The organism is Sphaerisporangium sp. NPDC088356, assembly GCF_040685555.1.
Lineage (GTDB): Bacteria > Actinomycetota > Actinomycetes > Streptosporangiales > Streptosporangiaceae > Sphaerisporangium.
The window spans coordinates 14,294-34,417 of record NZ_JBFBIK010000058.1; the positions used below are offsets into that span (position 1 = coordinate 14,294).

The following is a 20,124-nucleotide window of genomic DNA, read 5'->3' on the forward strand; positions in this document are numbered from 1 at the left end:
GAAACTGGGGCATGGCCACCAATGCTCCGGTCCGCGAAGTGACCGATCATGAGGTCGAATTCTTCAAGGAGAACGGCTGGGTACTGCTGCCGCGGCTCGTCGGCCCCGGCCGGGTGGACGGGCTTCGCGATCGGGCACTCGGTTACCTGCGGACCCGGTCGCGCGAGCGCGCTACCCTGGTCGACCAGGCGTTCGGCCAGTCCAGGGACATCGCCGAGTCCGACGAGGCCTTCCACGACCTGGCCTTCGACGCCGCGATGGGCCGGTGCGCCACCCGGCTGCTGCACGGCGTCAGGGGCGTGCGCGTCCAGGTGACGAACCTGCTGATCAAGGAACCGGGCGACGACGGGCACGGCGCCACCGAGTTCCACCAGGACTTCCCTTGGATGCCGATGGACCGCTCGGCGATGCTGACCGTCTGGCTGGCGCTCGCCGACGTCCCCGCCGGCATGGGCAGCCTGCGGTTCTACAACGGCTCGCACCGGCACGGCGTGCTCGGCCGGAGCTTCACCCGCGACGGCGACGACCAGCTCACCCAGCACCCGTGGCTCAAGGAGCTGGAGCTCTCGCCTCCCCTGGACCTGCGGGCCGGCGACGCGACCGTCCACCACGCGCTGACCGTGCACGGAGCCGGGGCCAACCGCGGGGACACCCCCCGCCTGTCCTTCACGGTCACCTACTTCGACGCCGACGCCCTCTACACCGGCACGCCGTACAAGCAGACCGACGGCCTCGGCCTCCAGGTGAACGCGCCCTTCGACCACCCGAGGTTCCCGGTCGTCTCCCATGCCTGACCGGGACGGGGCCGTCAACACGGTGCTGGTCAACACGGTGCTGGTCAACACGGTCAGGGGGCCGGTGGCGGGCCTCGGCGCCACCCTCATGCACGAGCACATCTTCGGGCTCAGCCCGGAAATCCTGTGGAACTGGCCGGACATCCCCGAAGGCTGGGACCTGGAGGCCAGGGCCCGTGAGGCGGCCGCCAAGCTCGACGACCTCAAGGCCGAGGGAGTCGACACCATCGTGGACCTCACGGTGGTCGGCCTCGGCCGGTACGTGCCGGCCGTCCAGCGGGTCGCCGAGCTGACCGAGGTCAACATCGTCGTCGCCACCGGGCTCTACACCTACGACGCCCTGCCGCCGTACTTCGGCAACCGGGGCCCCGGCAGCCTGTTCGGCGGCCCCGACCGGCTCGCGGAGTTCTTCGTCAGGGACATCACCGAGGGCGTCGGCCGCACCGGGGTGAAGGCCGCGATCCTCAAGTGCGCCTCCGACCACCAGGGCATGACGCCGGGCTGCGAGCGGGTCTTCCGGGCCGTCGCGCGGGCGCACCTGGAGACCGGGGCGCCGATCACCACCCACTCCCACAGCGCGTCGCGGGGCGGGCTGGAGCAGCAGCGGCTCCTGGCCTCCGAGGGCGTGGACCTGTCGCGGGTCGTCATCGGACACGCCGGCGACTCCACCGACCCCGCCTACCTCGAAGAGCTGGTCGCGGCGGGCTCCTACCTCGGCATGGACCGGTTCGGCATCGAGACGATCAGCTCGTTCGAGGACCGGGTCGCCATCGTGGCCGAGATGTGCGCGCGCGGCCACGCCGGCCGCATGGTGCTCTCGCACGACTCCTACTGCTTCAACGACCGGTTCGACCCGGAGGTCGTACGGGAGCGCCACCCGAACTACCACCTGCTGCACATCTCCCGCGACGTCCTTCCCGAGCTGCGCGAGCGCGGCGTGACCGATGACCAGATCCACCAGATGCTCGTCGAGAACCCCCGCAGGATCCTCACCCCCAGGTCGTGATCATGCAGAACACCTCACCGGCCACCGCCACCGACTTCGACGTCACCTCCGACTGGCACGTCGCCTCGCCGTACGACTTCCTGCGCAGGCTCAGGCACGAGCGGCCGGTGTTCCACAGCGAGCACCTGGACGCGTACGTCCTCACCCGCCACGAGGACGTCCGCGCGGCGTACGGGGACGCGAGACGGTTCTCCTCCGAAGGATCGCTCACGATCTCGCGGAGCCTGGCCGACGAGACCAGGAAGGTGCTCGGCGACCACGGGTCCTTCCTGTCCAGCTTCGTGGCCAACGTCGACCCGCCCACGCACACCAGGCTGCGCCGCTCGGTGTCGCGGGCCTTCACCCCGCGCGCGGTCACCGCGATGGAGGAGCGGTTCCGGCGGCTCAACGAGGACATCCTCGACCGGGTGGTGCCGCAGAAAGGAGGCGACTTCGTCGCGGAGCTCGGGCACGTGCCCTCGGCCAAGCTCAGCGCCCGGTTCATCGGCGTGCCCGAGGAGGACGAGGAGTTCGTCAAGGAGCACGTCAAGGACTGGTTCATGCTGTTCCTGTCGCCGCAGCCGCCCGACCGGCAGCTCGTGCTCGCGCGGAGCTTCCTCGAATACCTGGACTACGTCGACAAGCTGGTGGCCTCCCGTGCCGCCGAGCCGCGTGACGACTTCACCTCCCTGATGACCGGGCTCATCGGAAGCGAGCTGTCCCACCGGGAGGTCGTCGAGCTGATCTCCACGATCCTGCTCGGCGGCAACGACACCGTGCCCAACCAGCTCGGCAACAGCGTGCTGAGGCTGCTGCGCGAGAACGCCTGGCCGCTCGCCCCCGAGCTGGTCCAGAACGCGGTCGAGGAGTGCATGCGCATCGACGGCGCAAGCCTCGGCTCCTTCCGGTACGCCCTGGCCGACATCGAGCTGCACGGCGTGACGATCCCGAAGGGCTCGCTCGTGCTGCTGTCCACCGACTCGGCCGCGCACGACGAGACCGTCTTCCCCTCGCCCGAGACGTTCGACCTCGGGCGCGCGAACGCCGACGCGCACATGACGTTCGGATATGGCATCCACTTCTGTGTCGGCGCCGCGCTGGCCCGCCTCCAGCTCCGTACGGCCCTGGAGGTGCTGGGCCGCCGTCTGCCCGACCTGCGGCTGGTGCCCGGCAGGCCGATCGCGTACCGCAAGTCCATCGTCGGGCGTGGCCTGCCGTCGCTGCTCGTCGAATGGTGATCACCCCGCACGGGACGTACCGGGTGGGCTAATCTCGCCACGAAATATTCCGGTACGTCGGGGAGCTGAGCGCTGTGGAGCCAGTGGCGGTAGGTCTGATCGGAGCCGGGCCCTGGGCGGAGGCCGTGCACGCCCCCGCGCTCGCGGCGGGGCCGCACACGCGGCTCGCCGGAGTGTGGGCGCGCAGGCCGAGGGCCGCCGCCAGGCTGGGAGCCCCGGTCTACGAGCGGGTCGAGGAGCTCTTCGAGGTCTGCGAGGCCGTCGCCTTCTGCGTGCCACCGGGCGTGCAGGCCGAGCTGGCCGTGCGGGCGGCCAGGGCGGGCAAGGCGCTGCTGCTGGAGAAGCCGCTCGCGGCCGACCTCGACGGCGCCAAGCGGCTCGCCGACGCCGTGGGCGAGGCCGGGGTGGCGTCCCAGATGGTGCTCACCTTCCGCTACTCGGCCGCGACCAAGGCGTTCCTCGAACGGGTCCGCGCCATCGAGCCGTTCGGCGGGTACGCCCGCAACATCTCCGGGGCGCTGCACACCATCGACTCCCCGTGGCGACAGGAGCGCGGAGCGATCCTCGACGTGGGGCCGCACATGATCGACATGCTCGACGCCGCCCTCGGGCCGGTCGTCGGCATCCGCGCACACGGCCACCCGCTCGGGTGGACCGGGCTGCTGCTGGAGCACCAGAGCGGCGCGGTCAGCGAGGCGTCGCTGTCCATGGCCGCCCAGGTCGAGCACGGCACCTCGCACCTGGCCGTCTACGGCCGCCACGGCAGCGAGACCCTCGACGGCGGCGACCTCGGCTACGACGTCTTCCCCGACATGGTCGCCGAGTTCGCCCATACCGTGCGCCGGGGCGGGGGCCACCCCCTCGACGCCCGCCACGGCCTCCGCCTCCAGGACCTGATCAGCGCGGCCGAGGCGCAGCTCGCCTGACCCCCTTGCCAGAGTTCCGGAACGATGCGGCTTTGGACCCGTCGTATCCCGTCACGGAGTTGGTTGATACCGTTCGTCTGACGCGCAGCGTGCAGCGAAGTCCGGTGTGAGTCCGGCGCTGTCCCGCAACTGTGAGATCCCCTCGGGTCGAGCCAGGTCGCCTGCATGCCGCGCCGACGTCGTCAACCCTCGTGGAAAAGGGTGATCCGTCACCACGCGGGTCCCTCGATTTCCCGGCAACAGGAGGAACTCTCGTGAGGCCCGTACGCACGGCCTTGGCGGGCGCGTTGCTGGGTGCGCTGACACTGGCCGGATGCGGCCAGTCCACCGACACCGCAGGCACCGCCTCCGCCACCCCCGCTCCCACCGCCTCGCAGGCCGCCGGTTTCCCCGTCACCGTCCAGGCGGGCAACGGCCCCGTCACCATCGGCGAGAAGCCCGCCCAGATCGTCTCGCTCTCGCCGAGCTCCACCGAGAGCCTGTTCGCGATCGGCGCCGGGCCGCAGGTCATCGCCGTCGACGACCAGTCGACCTACCCCGCCGAGGCCCCGAAGTCGGACCTGTCCGGCTTCAAGCCCAACGCCGAGGCGATCATCGCCAAGAAGCCCGACCTGGTCGTGCTCGCCAACGACACGGGCGGCATCGTGGCCGCGCTGACCAAGGTCGGCATCCCGGTCCTGCTCGAACCCGCCGCCACCAAGCTGGAGGAGGCCTACGACGAGATCGCCGACCTCGGCGCCGCCACCGGCAACAAGGCCAAGGCGGACGAGATCGCCGCGGGCATGAAGCGGCAGATCGACGAGCTCGTCGCCTCGGCGCCCAAGGACAAGAAGCTCACGTTCTTCCACGAGCTGGACAACACGCCGTACTCGGTCACCTCCAGCACGTTCATCGGCCAGATCTACGGGCTGTTCGGGCTGACCAACATCGCCGACAAGGCGCCGGACGCCGCCGGGGGATACCCCAAGCTCTCCAGCGAGTTCGTCGCGAAGGCCGACCCGGACCTGATCTTCCTGGCCGACACCAAGTGCTGCGGCCAGTCCAAGGAGACCCTGGCCAAGCGGCCCGGATGGGGAGGCCTGTCGGCGATCGCGAAGGACCGCGTGATCACGCTCGACGACGACCTCGCCTCCCGCTGGGGCCCGCGCGTCGTCGACTTCGTCAAGATCGTCGACGAGGCGGTCACGAAGGCCGCCGCCTGAGACCCGATGGGACACCTGGAACGACGCGCACCGTGAAGAAGCGCGACCCCGGTACGACGCGCGCGGCGAGGCTGCGGCCGGTGGCACTGGCCGTGGCCCTCGCCGTGCTCGTGATCTGCGTGATCGCGGGCCTGATGATCGGCGCGGCCGGCGTCTCGTTCAAGGGCATCGTGCTCGAACTGCTCGACCGGGTGCCGTTCGTCTCGGTGGACTCGGGGCTCTCGCCGGTCGAGCGGGGGCTGGTATTCCAGCTCAGGCTGCCCCGCGTGGTGCTGGCGGCGGTCGTCGGCGGCCTGCTGGCCATCGCGGGCGCCGGGTACCAGGGCGTGTTCCGCAACCCGCTCGCCGACCCCTACCTTCTCGGCGCCGCCGCGGGCGCGGGCTTCACCGCGACCCTGATGATCGTGCTGGTCCAGGTCGACGGGCTGGTACCGCTCGCCGCCTTCGGCGGGGCGATCGGCGGCGTGCTGCTGGCGTACGCGCTCGGCAACACGGCGGGCCGGGGCGGCGGCACGGCCACGCTGGTGCTCGCCGGGGTGGCGGTGGCCTCCTTCCTGTCCGCTTTGCAGACCTTCGTGCAGCAGCTCCGGGTCGAGCAACTGCAGCGGATCTACTCCTGGATCCTCGGGGGCATCGGCGGCGACTGGTCGCAGGTGTGGCTCATCGCCCCGTACGCCCTGGTGTCGACCGTCGTCCTGCTCGCCCACGGGCGGCTGCTGGACGTGCTGTCCGTCGGTGACGACGAGGCGGTCAGCCTCGGGGTCAACGCGGCGCGCGTCCGGCTCGTCGTCCTGTGCGCGGCGTCGCTGGCCACGGCGTCCGCCGTCGCGGTCAGCGGGCTCATCGGGTTCGTCGGCATCGTCGTGCCGCACGTCGTACGGCGGCTGGCGGGCGGGTCGTACCGGGTGGTGCTCCCGCTGTCGCTGCTGGCGGGGGCGTCGTTCCTCGTGCTGGCCGACCTGGTCTCCCGCACCGTGCTGGCCCCGGCCGAGCTGCCGATCGGCGTGGTCACCGCGTTCATCGGCGCGCCCTTCTTCGTCGGCGTCCTGCGCGCGACACGGGCGGTCGACGCGTGAGCGCCATCGAGGTGCGGGACCTCTCCGTCGCGCTGGACGGCCGGCCGGTCCTGTCCGGGATCGGCCTGTCGGTGCGCGGCGGCGAGTGGCTGGCGGTCATCGGGCCGAACGGCGCCGGCAAGTCCACCCTGCTCCGGGCCATGATGGGCCTGCTGGAGGCGCGGGGTGACGTGCAGGTCGACGGCGTGCCCGCGCGCAGCCTGAAGCCGAGGCAGCGGGCCAGGCTGATGGCCTACGCCCCGCAGAGCCCCCTGCTCCCGGCGGGGCTGACCGTCTTCGAGTACGCCCTGCTCGGGCGCACGCCGTACATCTCCTACCTCGGCAGGGACACCCACGACGACCGGGACATCACCCGCTCGGTGCTCGAACGCCTGGACCTGTCCGCCTTCGCGACCCGGCCCCTAGGGCACCTGTCCGGCGGGGAACGGCAGCGGGTGGTGCTCGCCCGCGCGCTCGTCCAGCGGGCTCCCGTGCTGCTGCTCGACGAGCCCACGACCGCGCTGGACCTCGGGCACCAGCAGCAGGTGCTTGAGCTGGTGGACCGCCTGCGCCTCGCCGACGGGCTCACGGTGGTGACCACCATCCACGACCTCAGCCTCGCGGGGCAGTACGCCGACTCGATGCTCCTGATCGCCGACGGGCGCCACGTCGCCTCCGGGCCGGTCAAGGAGGTGCTCACCGAGCCGCTGCTCGCCCGGCACTTCGGCGCCCACGTCCGCGTCGACCAGGGAGACGACGGCCGGCCCCTCGTCAACCTGATCCGCCCCGCGGCGACCGGCCCGGCGTGAGCCCGCGCGCCGCGAGGTTTCGCGGAGCCCGTACGGTCCCGTGGCCGGCGTGGGTCTGTACGCTTCCGGGACCCGTGTCGTGAGGAGGTCCGCATGCTGTCCCTGAGCCATCGGCACGAGGACGGCGCCCGTCTCGCCTCACTCCTGTGGGAGTTCGGCCCCGGGTGGCGGATGATCTCCTCGGCCATGGTGGGCGGCGGCATCGGCCCCGGCGAGTGGGTGCTCAACGCTCAGGTCGTCGGGGCGTACTCGCGGATGGACCCGGTCGACCACCTGCTGGAGCTCGCCCCTTCCGGCCGGCCGGGGGTGGGCATGATGACGGCGGCCTCCGTCGCCCACTACACCCGCGCCAAGGACGGGGGAGTGGAGTCGGTCGCCACGGTCGGCCTGAGAGTCCCCACCTGGGCCGCCTCCCCCGAAGGCACCCCCGACCCCGAACTCCGCCCCGAGCGGATCGACCCGGAGCGCCGGCCCGGCCAGGGCGACCTGGTGCCCCGGCCGGCCTCCCCCGTCGCCGCGCGGACGGTCCCGGGGACGATCAACATCATCGTGGCCGTCCCCGTGGCGATGTGCGACGCCGCGCTGGTCAACGCCGTGATGACGGTGACCGAGGCCAAGACCCAGGCACTCGTCGAGGCCGGATACGAGTGCACGGGCACCGCCTCGGACGCCGTGTGCGTCGCCGTACGCACCGAAGGCCCACAGGAGCTGTTCGGCGGCCCGAGATCGACCTGGGGCGCCCGCATCGCCCGCGCCGTCCACCTCTCCGTCCTCAACGGCGCCCACGCCTGGGCGGACGTCACCGGCTTCGTACCGGCGGCCCAGGGCGGCTAGCCATGCCCGCGGCGAATCGGCTTCCTCGCTGGTTCGGAGCCGCGCGGGCACCTCAGCCCCACGTGTCCGACCTCGCGGGGCGTGATCGTGGCCTGTGATCGTCGTCGTTGGAGACCGAGGACAGACCGTAGGTGGTTCGGGCTGTGGTGGGGGTTATCTTGCCGGCGTTGAGGTCGAGGAGGATGTCGGCGCGGGGGCGGTCGGTGGGGGAGCCGATGCCGCCGCCTCCCGTCGTTTCCACGATCAGGGCCTCGCCGGCGCCGAAGCGGACGTTGTTGACCTTGGAGTTCAATCGCTCGACGGTGCCGTCCAGGTGGCGTCTGAAGAAGCCGCCGAGCCGGCCGGGCAAGCCGCCCGCTCTGCCGGGCGGGGCGTTGCGCAGCCGGTCGCCGCGCGTGGTGACATGGGCGTCGGCGAGGAAGCGGAACACCGTCCTCGACCCGAGACCTCCCCGCCAGCGTCCCGGACCGCCCGAGTCGCAGATGGTCTCGACCGATTCCACGATCAGCGGGCAGCGGGTCTCCACCGGCTCGGCCTGCGGCACCGAGTTGCGGCCGATGCCGAAGTGGACTCCGGTCGCGTCCGGCCCGTCCTTGCCCGCCCTGGCCCCCACCCCGCCGAAGTCGTACGACAGGTGGATCCAGTACGGCGCGGCGCGGGCGGCGATGCTGAAGGGCTGCAGGATCCCTGAGGCGGCGATCGCCCGATCGGGCATCGCGTCCGACAGCGCCTGGAAGATCGCCTCCATGGCCGCGTAGATCGGCACGAAACGGCCGCCGCACGGGTAGGGGGAGTGGGCGTTGAGCAGCGACCCGGACGGCAGGCGTACGTCGATCGCGCGCAGGCAGCCCTCGTTCATCGGGATCGTCGGGTCGAGGAAGCACCGCACCGCGAAGACCGTGGCCGCCAGCGACTGCGACGACGAGGAGTTGATCGCCGCGGGGACCTGCGGGTCGGTCCCCTCGAAGTCGAGGACGATGCCGGGAGCCGGCGTCTCGTGCGCCTCCCGCGCGCCGGGGGCCGGCACGGTGACGGTGACGCGCACGGTGTGCGCGCGGGAGAGGTCGATCCCGTCGTCGTCGATGGCGTAGGAGGAGGCGTGGCTGCCCACGGGCAGTTCGGCGAGAGCCGTACGGGTGCGGGCCTCGGTGTAGTCGAAGTAGGCCTCGATGCCCGAGGCCAGCCCCCCGGGGCCGTGCTCGACCAGGAGCGACTCCAGCCGGGTGGCGGCCACGGCGGTGCCCGCGACGAGCGCGCGGACGTCGCCCATGACCTTGTCCGGCGTGCGGCTGTTGGCCCGCAGGATCGCCTCGATCGCCGGTTCGACGCCGGAGGCCGTGGCCAGCCGTACGGGAGGGAGTTGCAGTCCTTCCAGGAAGATGTCGGTCGCCAGCGGCGCCATCCCGCCCGCCGACAGGCCTCCGAGGTCGGAGACGTGGATCATCGTGGCCGTGAAGTACGCCGGCCGGGCGTCGACGAACACCGGCCGGTAGACCAGCAGGTCGTTGGTGTGCACCCCGCCCCGGTAGGCGTCGTTCAGCACGTACACGTCGCCCGGCCGCATGGTCTGCGCGGGGATGTCCGCCAGCAGCTCGGGCAGGGCGACCTTCAGGGCCATGCTGTTCATCAGCGTGGTGGCCATCGACTGGGCGACGAGCCGTCCCCCGGCGTCGAGGATCGCGGCCGAGGCGTCTGATCCCTCCACGATGAACGTCGAGTAGGCCGAGCGCACGACCACGATGCTGGCCTCCTCGGCGGCCACCACCAGCGCGTTCCTCAGCACCTCGGCCGTGAGCGACTCGGTCAACGGGCACGCTCCAGGATCACGGCGCCGGTGGGCGAGAGGGCGGCGGTCCAGCCGGGCGGCACGACGATCGTCGCCTCGGCGTCCTCGATGATGGCGGGGCCGTACGTTCCGGGGCCCGGTGCGCCGCGCAGATGGTCGCGGGTGAGTACGGCCGTGATGGTGAAGCCGCCGCTCTCGGGGAACCAGGCGAGCCTGGCACGCCGCCCGCCGCCTGTGCCGCCGGGTGCGATGCCGGCGGCGTCCTGTGCGGGGGAGGGGGTGGCGGCTCGCTGGGTGAGGCGGACGCGGTAGCTCACGATCTCGACCGGCCCTCGCTGCGCGATGCCATACACCTGCTGATATTTCGCGAAAAATCGGTCGGCCAGCTCGTCGGACGAATCGCTCCACGGCACCGTCAGATCATGCGCCTGCCCGGCGAACCGCACGTCGGCCGAGCGCTCCACCGTCACGCCCGGGGCGCCGAGTTCGAGCCCGAGATCAGCCGCCGCCCCCGCCGCGAGCCCCTCGAAGACGGCCGACGGGTCGCCGGCTCCGAGCCGGGACAGCACCCGGTCGGTGGACAGGTCGCCCGCCAGCAGCCCGGCCGCCGACCCGACCCCGCAGTACGGCGGCACGATCACCATGTCGATGCCGAACCGCTCCGCGACCCGGGCCGCGTGCATCGGCCCCGCGCCGCCGAAGGCCACCATCACGAAGCCGCGCGGGTCGATGCCCCGCTGCACGGTCACGACGTGCACGGCGGAGCCCATCGCCGCGTTGGCGATCTCGTGCACGGCGTGCGCGGCCTCGGCTCGGGAGACCCCGAGCGGCCAGGCGAGCCTCTGGTCGACCGCCTTCTCCGCCAGCTCGGGGGAGAGCGGCAGCGAGCCCAGGGACGACGGATCGAGGTAGCCGAGCACGAGGTCGGCGTCGGTCACGGTGGGCTCGCCGCCGCCCAGGCCGTAGCAGGCCGGGCCGGGCTCGGAGCCCGCCGACCGGGGGCCGACCCTGAGCGCGCCGGCAGGGTCGACCCACGCGACGCTCCCGCCCCCGGCGCCCACCTCGGCCAGGTCGATCGCGGGCGTCTTGATCGGCACGCCGGTCCCTGCCCGCCGGCCGCCGAAGCTACCCTTGCCGCCGACGTGGAACTCGTGGGTGATCTCCGGCCTGCCGTTCCTGATGACGCAGGTCTTGGCCGTGGTCCCGCCCATGTCGAAGGAGATGACGTCGGGGTAACCGGTCAGGGACGCGGCGAGCGCCCCGGCGGCCGGGCCGGACTCGATCGTGGCGACGGCCCTGCGCGCGGCGAGCTCGGCCGACATGACGCCGCCGCCGGACTCCATCACGTGGACCGGCGCGGTGACGCCGGCGGCGTGGAGCCGCTCGCGCAGCCGCTGGAGGTAGCGGGCCATGACCGGCCCGACGTAGGCCGACATGATCGTGGTCGTGGCCCGCTCGTACTCCCGGATCTCGGGCCAGACCTCCGACGAGATGACCACGGTGGAACCGGGAGGCAGGGCTTCGTGCAGGATCTCGCCGACCCGGACCTCGTGGCGGGGGTCGGCGTAGGAGTGCAGCAGGCACACCGCGACCGAGGTGATGCCGCGCCTGGCGATCTCGGCCGCCACCTCCCGGGTCGCGTCCTCGTCCAGCTCCTCCAGCGTCTCGCCGCGCGGGCCGACGCGCTCGGGGACCTCGAAGCAGTCCTCCGGCGCGACCGGCGGTGGGGGCGGGTCGAAGCGCAGGTCGTAGCGGTCCTCCTCGACCCGTGCGTAGCGGCCCAGCGGGATGGCGCTCCGGAACCCCCGCGTGGTGACGTACGCGACCCGTGACCCCTTGCGTTCGAGCACGGCGTTGGTGGCGAGGGTGGTCGCGTGGACGACCCGGGTCACCGACGCGGGGGGAACGCCCGCACGGCCGAGGGCGAGGGCGATGCCGGTGACGATCCCGTCGGTGGGGTCGTCGTGGGTGCTCAGGACCTTCGCCACGGTCACCGACCGCCCGCTGACGACCACGTCGGTGAAGGTGCCCCCGACGTCCACCCCGATGGCATAGCTCACGAGCCGCACACTATTACCCGAGCAAGCGCTTGTCTATGAAGATCGCACCGCCGCTCAGGTGGAGGTCGCGCCGCCGCTCACGACGCTCAGGAGGTGAACTGGACGCTTCCGATGACATGGTCGATCATGGTCTGGTCGCACTTCGCGGGCGGGCAGAAGAAGGCGATCAACGCCACGGGCTGGCCCTGGCCCCGGCCGACGATGTAGACGACCAGGTCCAGGCGTCCCTGCTGCCCGGGGTCGTTCACCACGCCGGTCAGCTTGAACGCGGGCTTGCCCGCCACCGTCGCCGTGGTGGGCGCCGAGGCGAAGTCGGCCGGTCCAGGGAGTACGAAGCTGAGGCTGCGCTTCAGCGTCTCGGGTGTGTCCGATGTGGTGATGGCGTAGTTGACCTCGGTGAAGATGCCGGTCGCCTGCTCGGGATGGGAGGCGAGCAGGCCGTTGACGGCGGTCCAGTCAGAGGCGATGGGCACCGAGAACAGCGTGTCGAACTCGGCCGCCGCCGGGGAGACGATGACGTACTCGTCGGCGTGCGTGCGGGCCTCCCAGCCGCCGGGATACTCGAAGGAGAGCGGCGCGGCCGTGGTCCCGGGGTAGCGCTTGGACCCCACGGCAGTCGATCCCTGGCTGACCAGCAGCGTGGCGGCGACCGCGAGGGAGACCAGCACGGCCCCGGCGCCGATGAGCACCCCGGCGGGCAGGCGCCGCTTCCTCGCCGGCTTTCCCGTGCCCGGCCTGGTCAGCGGCCCCCCGTGGCCGGAGGGCTCGGCCGCCCCGGCGGCCCGCAGCGAGCGGATCGACGCTGTCGGCCGGACGGACTCCATGGCCTCGATGTCGCGCAGGGACGGCGGCGGGGCCTCCGGAGGCGTCGACCAGGCCGAGCGGCCCTCCGGCGGGCTCGGGTGCTGGTCCTCGCCGCTGATCGCGTCCCTGAGGGCGGCCACGAACTGCCCGCAGGTGGAGAACCTCTCGCCCGGCGCCTTGGCGAGGGCCCGCGACATCACCTGGTTGACGGCGTGCGGCAGATCGGGCCGGTACGGCGTCAGCGGCGGCGGCTCGTGGGAGACGTGCGCGTAGAGCAGGGCGAGCTCGGTGTCCCGCTGGAACGGCGGCAGCCCGGTGAGAGCCTCGTAGACCACGCACGCGAACGCGTACAGGTCGCTGCGCCCGTCCACGGGCAGCCCGCGGATCTGCTCGGGGGCCACGTACCGCGGGGTGCCCATGAAGTGGCCGTGGCTGGTGAGCCCCGCCTCGGAGTAGGTGCTCTTGGTCAGCCCGAAGTCGGTCAGGTAGACGTGCTCGGGGTCGCGCTCGGATCCCTCGGCGACCAGGATGTTCGCCGGCTTCACGTCGCGGTGGACCAGGCCATGCTGGTGGGCGGCGTCCAGCGCCGACGCGATCTGCGAGAACAGGCGGTAGGCGCGCGCCACCGGCATCGGGCCGCTCGCCTGGATGAGCTTGCGCAGGTCGGCGCCGTCGACGTACCGCATCGCGATGAACAGCAGGTCGCCGCTCTCGCCCGCCTCGTAGATGGGGATGATGTTGGGATGGTCGACGCCCGCCACCAGGCGCGACTCGCGCACGAACCGGTCGCGGAAGCGCTGGTCCTGCGAAAGCTGGGGGGCCAGCACCTTGAGCGCGACCGCGCGGCCGAGGCGGCGGTCGTGCGCGCGGTAGACCGTGGCCATGCCGCCGCGCCCGACGACCGCCTCGACGAGGTAGTCGGCCACCTGGGCGCCGACCAGTGGAGGCATCGAGAATCCCTGCTCGCTCATTGGTCCGCCGGGTGCCCGCAGAAGCCGCAGAAGCGGTGCGCCTTGCCGAGGCGCATGCCGCACTGCGTGCAGAACAGCACCTGCCCGCTGTTGCCCCCGGAGGCGGCGCCGTGCCCGTCGACCGCGTTGCCTGCGGGGGCGGGGACTCCCGGATTCGCCCCGTCTGGGCGAGCGACCCCGGGCGCCACGGCGACCGGTGAGGGGCCGGTGCCCGGCCCCGGTTTCGCCGGCCGGCGGTACGGGGGGAAGGAGCCCTCAGAAGGCGCGGCCTCCATGGTCTGGGTGCCCTGTGGCGGCCACGTGGAGACGGCGGCGAGCGGCTCGGGCGTGCTCTCACCCGCCTCCCCCTCGGCCCGCCGGCGCCGCCGCAGCGTCAGCGGCACGGCTATCGCGATCAGCACGCCGGCGGCCACCACGCCGATGGCGGCCAGCAGCAGCGGCGAAAGGGCCGTGGCGCTCTTGGCCGGCTGAGCCTTCCCCGGGCCGGCGGAAGGCGCGGCGGCACGGTTGGCGCGGGCGAAGCGCAGGTGGTCCTGGGCGACGGCGTGGTCGGGACGGACCCTCAGCACCTGCTCCAGCACGGGTATCGCGTTGGCGTAGAACTTGTTGTGGTACGACCCGAGCGCGGTCTCGTACAGCACGTCGACGGGCCCGCGGCGGGCGGTGACGTTGGCCGCGACCAGCGCCTCGCGGATGTCCTCCACCGGGGTCAGCGTCTCTGGCGCGCTGCCGCCACCGGTGACGAGCCCGATGACCTCGCTCTTGCCGTCGTCGATCACTGCCGCGCCGTCCCCGTCGTTCGAGAGGAACGCGCTGAGCTTGGCACGCTCGGCGGACTTGAACGTGCGCCCGCCCGGCGGGTCGAGGTGGGCGGTCTCCACCTTTGGCGGCGCCTTCGCGCTCGGCCGGGTGGGCAGCCCGACGACGTCGGTGGACTCGATGCCGCTGCCGAGCGACGTGGCCAGGGGGACCGTCGGGAGCGTCGAGTCCTCGCCGCCCTTGCTGAGCTTGAGCACGGCGGGCGCCGACGGCGAGGTCCCGGTGTGCACCAGGTCGGCGGGATAGCCCTCGGGCACGGGCGGGTCGGCGTACGGGAAGACGGTGACCTTGGTGACGGGGGTGAATATGCAGTTGGAGTTCTGCTGCCTCGGGGGATAGCACGCCTGGAGACGGCCGTTGAGCTCGGCGTTCTTCAGCTTGTGCCGGGAGAAGTCGGCCGGGATCTTGACCTTGAAGTACTCGGCGAAGACGCGGTTGGCCGCGTAGATGGCCGGGTCCTTGCTCGACTGGACCACGCCGGTGGCGGTCACGATGACGCCGTCAGGGGAGACATTGAACCCGCTGCCGGTGCCCACCGGGATCTCGTACTCGCGGACCACCTGCTGGATCACGCCTCGGTCGTCGAGCAGGTTGACGGTGACGTGGGCCCGCGCCTCGACGCGGACCGTTCCAGGGGTGACACGGTCGGTCGAGCCGCTCGGGTGGGGGTGCATGGTGAGGGTGAGCGATCCGAGGGCGCTTAACCCCGCGACGAGGTGGTGCAGGCGGGGCATCTCCGCCTCCTATTCCGGATCAGAGTAAATCCAGAGTCGCAGTGCGGGGACCGCCGTTCAAGGCGTAAGCGGACGCCGTCATGGACTTGCAATCGGTCCTTGAACGACCTGCGACAGTAGTTATCGATCTTGATCGGACTTGGAGGCCACTTGGAGGCGACTTGAGGGCGTGCCATTGGCCATGTCGCCGACGCCGATAAAACATTAGCCTCCAGGCTATGGCGGTATTCACCCATCTTTATCGGCACTTCAGGGGTCGATGTGGGACCGCGCCCGAGGCTTTTCCCGTGGTGGGTTCCTGGGTACGCCTTCCGATCTGCCGAGGAGTCCTCTCATGACCATCCGCATCGTCGTCGCCGACGACCAGGCCATGGTGCGCGCCGGGCTACGCCTGGTCGTGGAGTGCGAGCCGGGCATGGAGGTCGTGGGCGAGGCCGCCGACGGGGTCGAGGCCGTCAATGTGGCCCGCCGCGTCCTGCCCGACGTCGTCCTGATGGACATCTCGATGCCGAGGATGGACGGCCTGACCGCCGCGCGGAAGCTCCTCGACACCCCGAACCCCCCGAAGATCGTCATGCTGACCACCTTCGACACCGACGAGAACCTCTACGCCGCGCTCCGGGCCGGCACCAGCGGATTCCTGCTCAAGGTGTCGCCGCCCGAGCAGCTCGTCGAGGCGATCAAGGTGGTCGCCGCCGGGGACGCCCTGCTCGACCCCGCCGTCACCACCCGCGTGATCGCGTCCTTCGCCGGGCGGCACGAGCCCGTCAGGCCGCCGCAGCTCGCGGAGCTCACCCCGAGGGAGCTGGAGGTCCTGCGCAGCCTCGCCCGCGGCCTCACCAACGCCGAGATCGCGACCGAGCTCTTCGTCGGGGAGGCCACGGTGAAGACCCACGTGGCCCGCGTGCTGATGAAGCTGCACCTGCGCGACCGGGCTCAGGCGGTGGTGTTCGCGTACGAGTCCGGGGTCGTGCGGCCGGGCGTCGAGGCCGGGTAGTACGAGGCCCTCCGCTCGTCGCCCATCCGCAGCACCCTCACCCCCCCTCCAGCGGGTGACCCGTACTCCGCCGCCCGGCGGAACCCGTAGGCGGGGCGGGCCCCGCCGCATCGGATCCGGCCCGGACCCCGTACCGGATCCCCGGCGCGAGTCCCGTAGCCGGGCCGCCCCGCGACCGGTACGCGGACCCGCCGTACCCGGGTCCGGGGCATCCACCCGAACCACGGGTTTCCCGCAAGAGGGGGTCATGCATGTATATTTTCCGTACATAACCGGATGATCCTGGAGAAATTTCGATATTGGAGGGGTAGGGCGGTATGAGGGCTTTCCCGAGGGTGCTGTTCGACGAGGCGCACAACGAGTCGTGGACGATCCGCCGTGAGGTGGCCGAGGCGATCAACCCGGCCCACCCCGACGACAACAGCTACGCCCGCGCCGCCGAGGTCCTCAGGCACCTCGGGCACACCGTCGCCGCCCACACCGAGGGCCCGATCACGCCGCCCGCGCTCGCCGGACACGACGTCTTCGTCATCGCCCATCCCTCCGCCGACCGCTGGGAGCGCACCACCGGCCTCGGCAGCCCGATCCTGCCGGTCGAGGAGCTCGACGCCATCGAGGAGTACGTCGCCGATGGCGGCGGTCTGATCGTCCTGGCGGAGTGCGAGCAGGAGAAGTACGGCAACAACCTGGCCGAGCTGCTGGCCAGGTTCGGCGTGGGCATCGAGCACGCCACCGTCCAGGACCCGGGCAACTCCTACAACGGCGTGGCGACCTGGGTGCTCGGCACGCCCGTACCGGCCGAGGGGGAGGACCTGACGGCGGGGGCGCGCGAGGCGTGCTTCTACCGCGCGGGCGTGCTGACCCCGCCCGCCGGCGCGACCGTCCTGTTCGAGACCTCGCCCGCCGCCGACCTCCCGCGCCGCGCGCTGGCGGTCGCCCTGCGCCACGGCCGCGGACGGGTGGTCGTGTTCGCCGACTCCGACCTGTTCGGCGACGACTCCATCCATGATCTCCGGCACGCCCGGCTGTGGGGCAACGTCGTGACCTGGGCCGCCCGCGTCCCGGTGGGCGCCACGGGCACCGACGAGGCCGACGGCGGCTTCGCGGAGCTCAAGGCGGCCGTCGAGGAGCTGGGCCCGCTCACGGCCAAGAACGGGTCAGTGGAGGACGGCGAGACCGCCGCTCCCATCGTGGAACGCGTCGTCGCGGGCATCGAGAAGCTCGCGCCGCGCTTCCCGCACGACGAGCGGTACCTCGCCACCGTCGTCGCCGACCTGCGCAAGTGGCAGGCCGCCGGATACGGGGTGCCCGACTTCCTCGACTCGCTGAACGCCTTCCACCCCGACACCCAGCGCGTCGACGGGCTGGAGCACCTGGTCGTCTTCCCGATGTACACCCAGAACGGCAACCCCAACCGCAACCTGGAGGCGGTCTGGATCCGCACGGTGTGGCCGGAGTGGCTCGCCCACCTGGAGAGCGGGCGCTACGACAACCCGATGTTCGTGCCCATCGCGTTCGTGGACTTCACGGCCGGTTACGACACCAACTGCGCGGTGCTGTTCCCCGAGACCGTCGCGGTGCGCGAGACCCCGCCGAGGTTCAGCTGGGGCGGCATCTTCTGCGACCGCGAGGCCGCCCGCTTCCGCAGCGTCAGCCGCGCCGCCGCCGACACCCTCAAGCTGGCCCTCCCGCCGGACGCCGGGCGCCTGCTCGAAAGCCAGGATCTCGCCCAGGACACCTTCGTCCTGTGGGACCTCGTGCACGACCGCACCCACAGCCACGGCGACCTGCCGTTCGACCCGTTCATGATCAAGCAGCGCATGCCGTACTGGCTGTACTCCCTGGAGGAGCTGCGCTGCGACCTGACGGCGTTCGGCGAGGCCGTCAAGCTGGAGAAGGAAGGCGTGCCGCACGCCCGGTACGTACAGTTCGCGATCCTGTTCGACAGGCTGTTCCGGTTCCCGATCACCGGCGAGCGGGTGCGCAACTACGACGGCCTCGGCGGCCAGCTCCTGTTCGCCTACCTGCACCGCAACGACGTCGTGCGCTGGACCGACAACCGGCTCAGCATCGACTGGGACCGGGTCGCCGGCTGCGTCGCGGACCTGCGCGGCGAGGTGGAGAAGCTCTACCGCGACGGCATCGACCGCTCCAAGCTGGCGCACTGGCTCGCCGCCCACCAGCTGGTCGCCGCCTACGTCGCCCCGCACCCCTCCTCGGTGTGGAACCGCGGCGCGGACGCGCTCCCCGTCGAGGGCTTCCCGAAGGCCGTGGTGGACGCCGTCCTGCCCGACGAGTTCCCCCTGAGCATGTTCTACGAGGCCCTGCGTCGTAAGCTTTCGGGCGTGATCGAGGCCACGAAGGGAATCCGCGCGTGAGCAACCCCAGCCATGGACCCCGTACGGTCGTCGTCGCGGGAGCGGGCGGCCCCACGGGCCGGGCCGTCGCGGCCCGCCTCGCCGCACGCGGCGACACCGTGATCGGGGTCGGCAGGCACCAGGCCGACGGGGTGATCGCCGCCGACCTCACCGACCCGCAGGCCGTGCGCGAGCTGGCCCGGCGGGTCCGCGAGGAGCACGGGGGCATCGACGGCGTCGTCCACCTCGTGGGCGGCTGGCGGGGGTCCAAGACCTTCGCCGACACCGACCTCGCCGACTGGGACACCCTGCACGAGCAGCTGATCCGCACCCTGCAGAACGTCTCGCTGGCGTTCGAGCCGGCGCTGCGCGAGAGCGACGGCGGCCGGTTCGCCATCGTCTCGGCCAAGGCGGCCCAGGAGCCCACCCAGGGGAACGCCGCCTACGCGGCGGCCAAGGCCGCCGCCGAGGCGTGGACCCTGGCGCTCGCCGACGCGCTGCGCGGCACCCGGAGCGCCGCGACGATCCTGGTCATCAAAGCCCTGGTCAACGACGACATGCGCGCGGCGAGCCCGGAGCGCAAGTTCCCCGGCTTCACCGACGTGAACGACCTCGCCGAGGCCGTCGCCGGCCTGTGGGACCGGCCGGCCGGCGAGATCAACGGCACCCGATTGGACCTCACCACGTGACCCAGGCACGACGGCACCACGACCCCGCCGTGAAGGGGTTCGCCAGCGACAACTACGCGGGCGTCCACCCGGAGATCCTCGAGGCGCTGGCCCTCGCCAACGGCGGCCACCAGATCGCCTACGGTGAGGACGCCTACACCGAGGCGCTCCAGGAGGTCTTCAGGCGGCACTTCGGGCCGACCGCGCAGGCGTGGCCGGTGTTCAACGGCACCGGCGCCAACGTCGTCGGCCTGCGGTCGATGACCGCGCCGTGGGAGGCGGTCGTCTGCGCCGAGACCGCGCACATCAACACCGACGAGGGCGGGGCCCCCGAGCAGAGCGCCGGGCTCAAGCTGATGAGCGTGCCCACGCCCGACGGCAAGCTCACCCCCGACCTGATCGACCGGCAGGCGTGGGGCTTCGGCGACGAGCACCGCGCCCAGCCCCGGGTGGTCTCGATCTCGCAGAGCACCGAGCTGGGCACGCTCTACACGCCCGAGGAGATCACCGCGATCGCCGCCCACTGCCGCGAGCTCGGGATGCTGCTGCACCTCGACGGGTCGCGCCTGATCAACGCCGCCGTGGCGCTGGACGTCCCGCTGCGCGCGCTGACCACCGACGCGGGCGTGGACGTGCTCTCCTTCGGCGGCACCAAGAGCGGGCTGATGTTCGGCGAGGCCATCGTCGTGCTCAACCCCGCGGCCGTGCGGGGCCTGATCTACCTCAGGAAGAGCGCGATGCAGCTCGCCTCCAAGATGCGGTTCGTGTCGGTGCAGTTCGAGGCGCTGCTCGGCGGCGACCTGTGGCAGCGCAACGCCAGGAACGCCAACGCCATGGCCGCGCGCCTCGCGGCGGCCGTGCGCGATATCCCGGGCGTGACGCTGACCAGGGCGGTCGAGGCCAACGCGGTCTTCGCCATCCTGCCCGCCGACGTGGCCGAGCGGGTGCGCAAGCGGTTCCGGTTCTACACCTGGAGCGAGGCCACCGGGGAGGTCCGCTGGATGACGGCCTTCGACACCACCGAGGCGGACGTGGACGCCTTCGCCGCCGCGATCGCCCAGGAGATGACCCAGGCCTGAGGGCCC

At 72.0% G+C, this 20,124-nt stretch carries 16 protein-coding genes and 1 riboswitch; of the genes, 12 read left to right on the top strand and 4 right to left on the bottom strand.

The features are described from left to right. Window positions 1–38: 38 nt before the first annotated feature. The 8 genes from AB0O34_RS21550 to AB0O34_RS21585 all read left to right on the top strand — a co-directional run bounded on the left by AB0O34_RS21550 (window position 39) and on the right by AB0O34_RS21585 (window position 7,843). Window positions 39–794 (top strand): phytanoyl-CoA dioxygenase family protein, encoded by a 756-nt coding sequence (locus AB0O34_RS21550; protein ID WP_363917885.1) that lies wholly within the window; start codon window positions 39–41, stop codon window positions 792–794. Beyond that, the gene (locus AB0O34_RS21555) at window positions 787–1,800 is read left to right on the top strand and encodes a phosphotriesterase-related protein (RefSeq protein ID WP_363917887.1); all 1,014 of its coding nucleotides are present in this window, start codon (window positions 787–789) and stop codon (window positions 1,798–1,800) included. The genes AB0O34_RS21550 and AB0O34_RS21555 overlap by 8 nt, the downstream gene beginning before the upstream one ends. Window positions 1,801–1,802: 2 nt before the next feature. Next, window positions 1,803–3,017: a cytochrome P450 gene (locus tag AB0O34_RS21560; RefSeq protein WP_363917889.1), complete on the top strand. Its 1,215-nt coding sequence runs from the start codon at window positions 1,803–1,805 to the stop codon at window positions 3,015–3,017. Between the two features lie 83 nt (window positions 3,018–3,100). Then, window positions 3,101–3,943, top strand: a complete 843-nt coding sequence (locus tag AB0O34_RS21565; RefSeq protein ID WP_363917891.1) for a Gfo/Idh/MocA family oxidoreductase — start codon at window positions 3,101–3,103, stop codon at window positions 3,941–3,943. Window positions 3,944–4,012: 69 nt separating this feature from the next. Beyond that, window positions 4,013–4,153, top strand: a riboswitch (adenosylcobalamin (AdoCbl) riboswitch). A gap of 44 nt (window positions 4,154–4,197) precedes the next feature. Beyond that, the gene (locus AB0O34_RS21570) at window positions 4,198–5,145 is read left to right on the top strand and encodes an ABC transporter substrate-binding protein (RefSeq protein WP_363917893.1); all 948 of its coding nucleotides are present in this window, start codon (window positions 4,198–4,200) and stop codon (window positions 5,143–5,145) included. A gap of 119 nt (window positions 5,146–5,264) precedes the next feature. Continuing rightward, entirely contained in the window at window positions 5,265–6,221 is a 957-nt protein-coding gene (locus tag AB0O34_RS21575; protein WP_363917930.1) for an iron ABC transporter permease, read from the top strand. Next, window positions 6,218–7,009, top strand: a complete 792-nt coding sequence (locus tag AB0O34_RS21580) for an ABC transporter ATP-binding protein (protein ID WP_363917895.1) — start codon at window positions 6,218–6,220, stop codon at window positions 7,007–7,009. Before AB0O34_RS21575 ends, AB0O34_RS21580 begins: the two co-directional genes overlap by 4 nt. A 93-nt stretch (window positions 7,010–7,102) precedes the next feature. Continuing rightward, entirely contained in the window at window positions 7,103–7,843 is a 741-nt protein-coding gene (locus AB0O34_RS21585; RefSeq protein WP_363917897.1) for an adenosylcobinamide amidohydrolase, read from the top strand. A gap of 52 nt (window positions 7,844–7,895) precedes the next feature. Here AB0O34_RS21585 and AB0O34_RS21590 read toward each other — a convergent pair whose 3' ends face one another. From AB0O34_RS21590 to AB0O34_RS21605, 4 genes are all read right to left on the bottom strand, one after another. Continuing rightward, on the bottom strand, window positions 7,896–9,650 hold the full coding sequence (locus tag AB0O34_RS21590) for a hydantoinase B/oxoprolinase family protein (RefSeq protein WP_363917899.1): 1,755 nt from the start codon (window positions 9,648–9,650) through the stop codon (window positions 7,896–7,898). Continuing rightward, window positions 9,647–11,689 carry a hydantoinase/oxoprolinase family protein gene (locus AB0O34_RS21595; RefSeq protein WP_363917901.1) on the bottom strand — a complete coding sequence of 681 codons (2,043 nt, stop codon included), beginning with the start codon at window positions 11,687–11,689 and terminating at the stop codon, window positions 9,647–9,649. Before AB0O34_RS21595 ends, AB0O34_RS21590 begins: the two co-directional genes overlap by 4 nt. Before the next feature lie 86 nt (window positions 11,690–11,775). After that, the gene (locus AB0O34_RS21600; protein WP_363917903.1) at window positions 11,776–13,443 is read right to left on the bottom strand and encodes a serine/threonine-protein kinase; all 1,668 of its coding nucleotides are present in this window, start codon (window positions 13,441–13,443) and stop codon (window positions 11,776–11,778) included. A 17-nt stretch (window positions 13,444–13,460) separates the two neighbouring features. After that, complete coding sequence (locus tag AB0O34_RS21605; RefSeq protein WP_363917905.1) at window positions 13,461–15,017, bottom strand: zinc ribbon domain-containing protein; 1,557 nt, start codon at window positions 15,015–15,017, stop codon at window positions 13,461–13,463. A gap of 334 nt (window positions 15,018–15,351) precedes the next feature. Between AB0O34_RS21605 and AB0O34_RS21610 the strand changes: the two genes are divergently transcribed. The 4 genes from AB0O34_RS21610 (at window position 15,352) to AB0O34_RS21625 (ending at window position 20,118) form a co-directional block, all read left to right on the top strand. Further along, window positions 15,352–16,014, top strand: a complete 663-nt coding sequence (locus AB0O34_RS21610; RefSeq protein WP_363917907.1) for a response regulator transcription factor — start codon at window positions 15,352–15,354, stop codon at window positions 16,012–16,014. A 317-nt stretch (window positions 16,015–16,331) separates the two neighbouring features. Beyond that, window positions 16,332–18,392 carry a DUF6421 family protein gene (locus AB0O34_RS21615; protein WP_363917909.1) on the top strand — a complete coding sequence of 687 codons (2,061 nt, stop codon included), beginning with the start codon at window positions 16,332–16,334 and terminating at the stop codon, window positions 18,390–18,392. Beyond that, window positions 18,389–19,060, top strand: coding sequence for an SDR family NAD(P)-dependent oxidoreductase (locus tag AB0O34_RS21620; RefSeq protein ID WP_363917911.1), 672 nt, complete (start codon window positions 18,389–18,391; stop codon window positions 19,058–19,060). The genes AB0O34_RS21615 and AB0O34_RS21620 overlap by 4 nt, the downstream gene beginning before the upstream one ends. Further along, the gene (locus AB0O34_RS21625; RefSeq protein WP_363917913.1) at window positions 19,057–20,118 is read left to right on the top strand and encodes a low specificity L-threonine aldolase; all 1,062 of its coding nucleotides are present in this window, start codon (window positions 19,057–19,059) and stop codon (window positions 20,116–20,118) included. Before AB0O34_RS21620 ends, AB0O34_RS21625 begins: the two co-directional genes overlap by 4 nt. Window positions 20,119–20,124 lie beyond the last annotated feature (6 nt).

Excerpts from the sequence above, each read along its gene's own strand:
- AB0O34_RS21555 (WP_363917887.1), top strand. The coding sequence starts at position 787 with ATGCCTGACCGGGACGGGGCCGTCAACACGGTGCTGGTCAACACGGTG.
- AB0O34_RS21560 (WP_363917889.1), top strand. The coding sequence starts at position 1,803 with ATGCAGAACACCTCACCGGCCACCGCCACCGACTTCGACGTCACCTCC.
- AB0O34_RS21585 (WP_363917897.1), top strand. The coding sequence starts at position 7,103 with ATGCTGTCCCTGAGCCATCGGCACGAGGACGGCGCCCGTCTCGCCTCA.
- AB0O34_RS21600 (WP_363917903.1), bottom strand. The coding sequence starts at position 13,443 with ATGCCTCCACTGGTCGGCGCCCAGGTGGCCGACTACCTCGTCGAGGCG.
- AB0O34_RS21605 (WP_363917905.1), bottom strand. The coding sequence starts at position 15,017 with ATGCCCCGCCTGCACCACCTCGTCGCGGGGTTAAGCGCCCTCGGATCG.
- AB0O34_RS21610 (WP_363917907.1), top strand. The coding sequence starts at position 15,352 with ATGACCATCCGCATCGTCGTCGCCGACGACCAGGCCATGGTGCGCGCC.
- AB0O34_RS21615 (WP_363917909.1), top strand. The coding sequence starts at position 16,332 with ATGAGGGCTTTCCCGAGGGTGCTGTTCGACGAGGCGCACAACGAGTCG.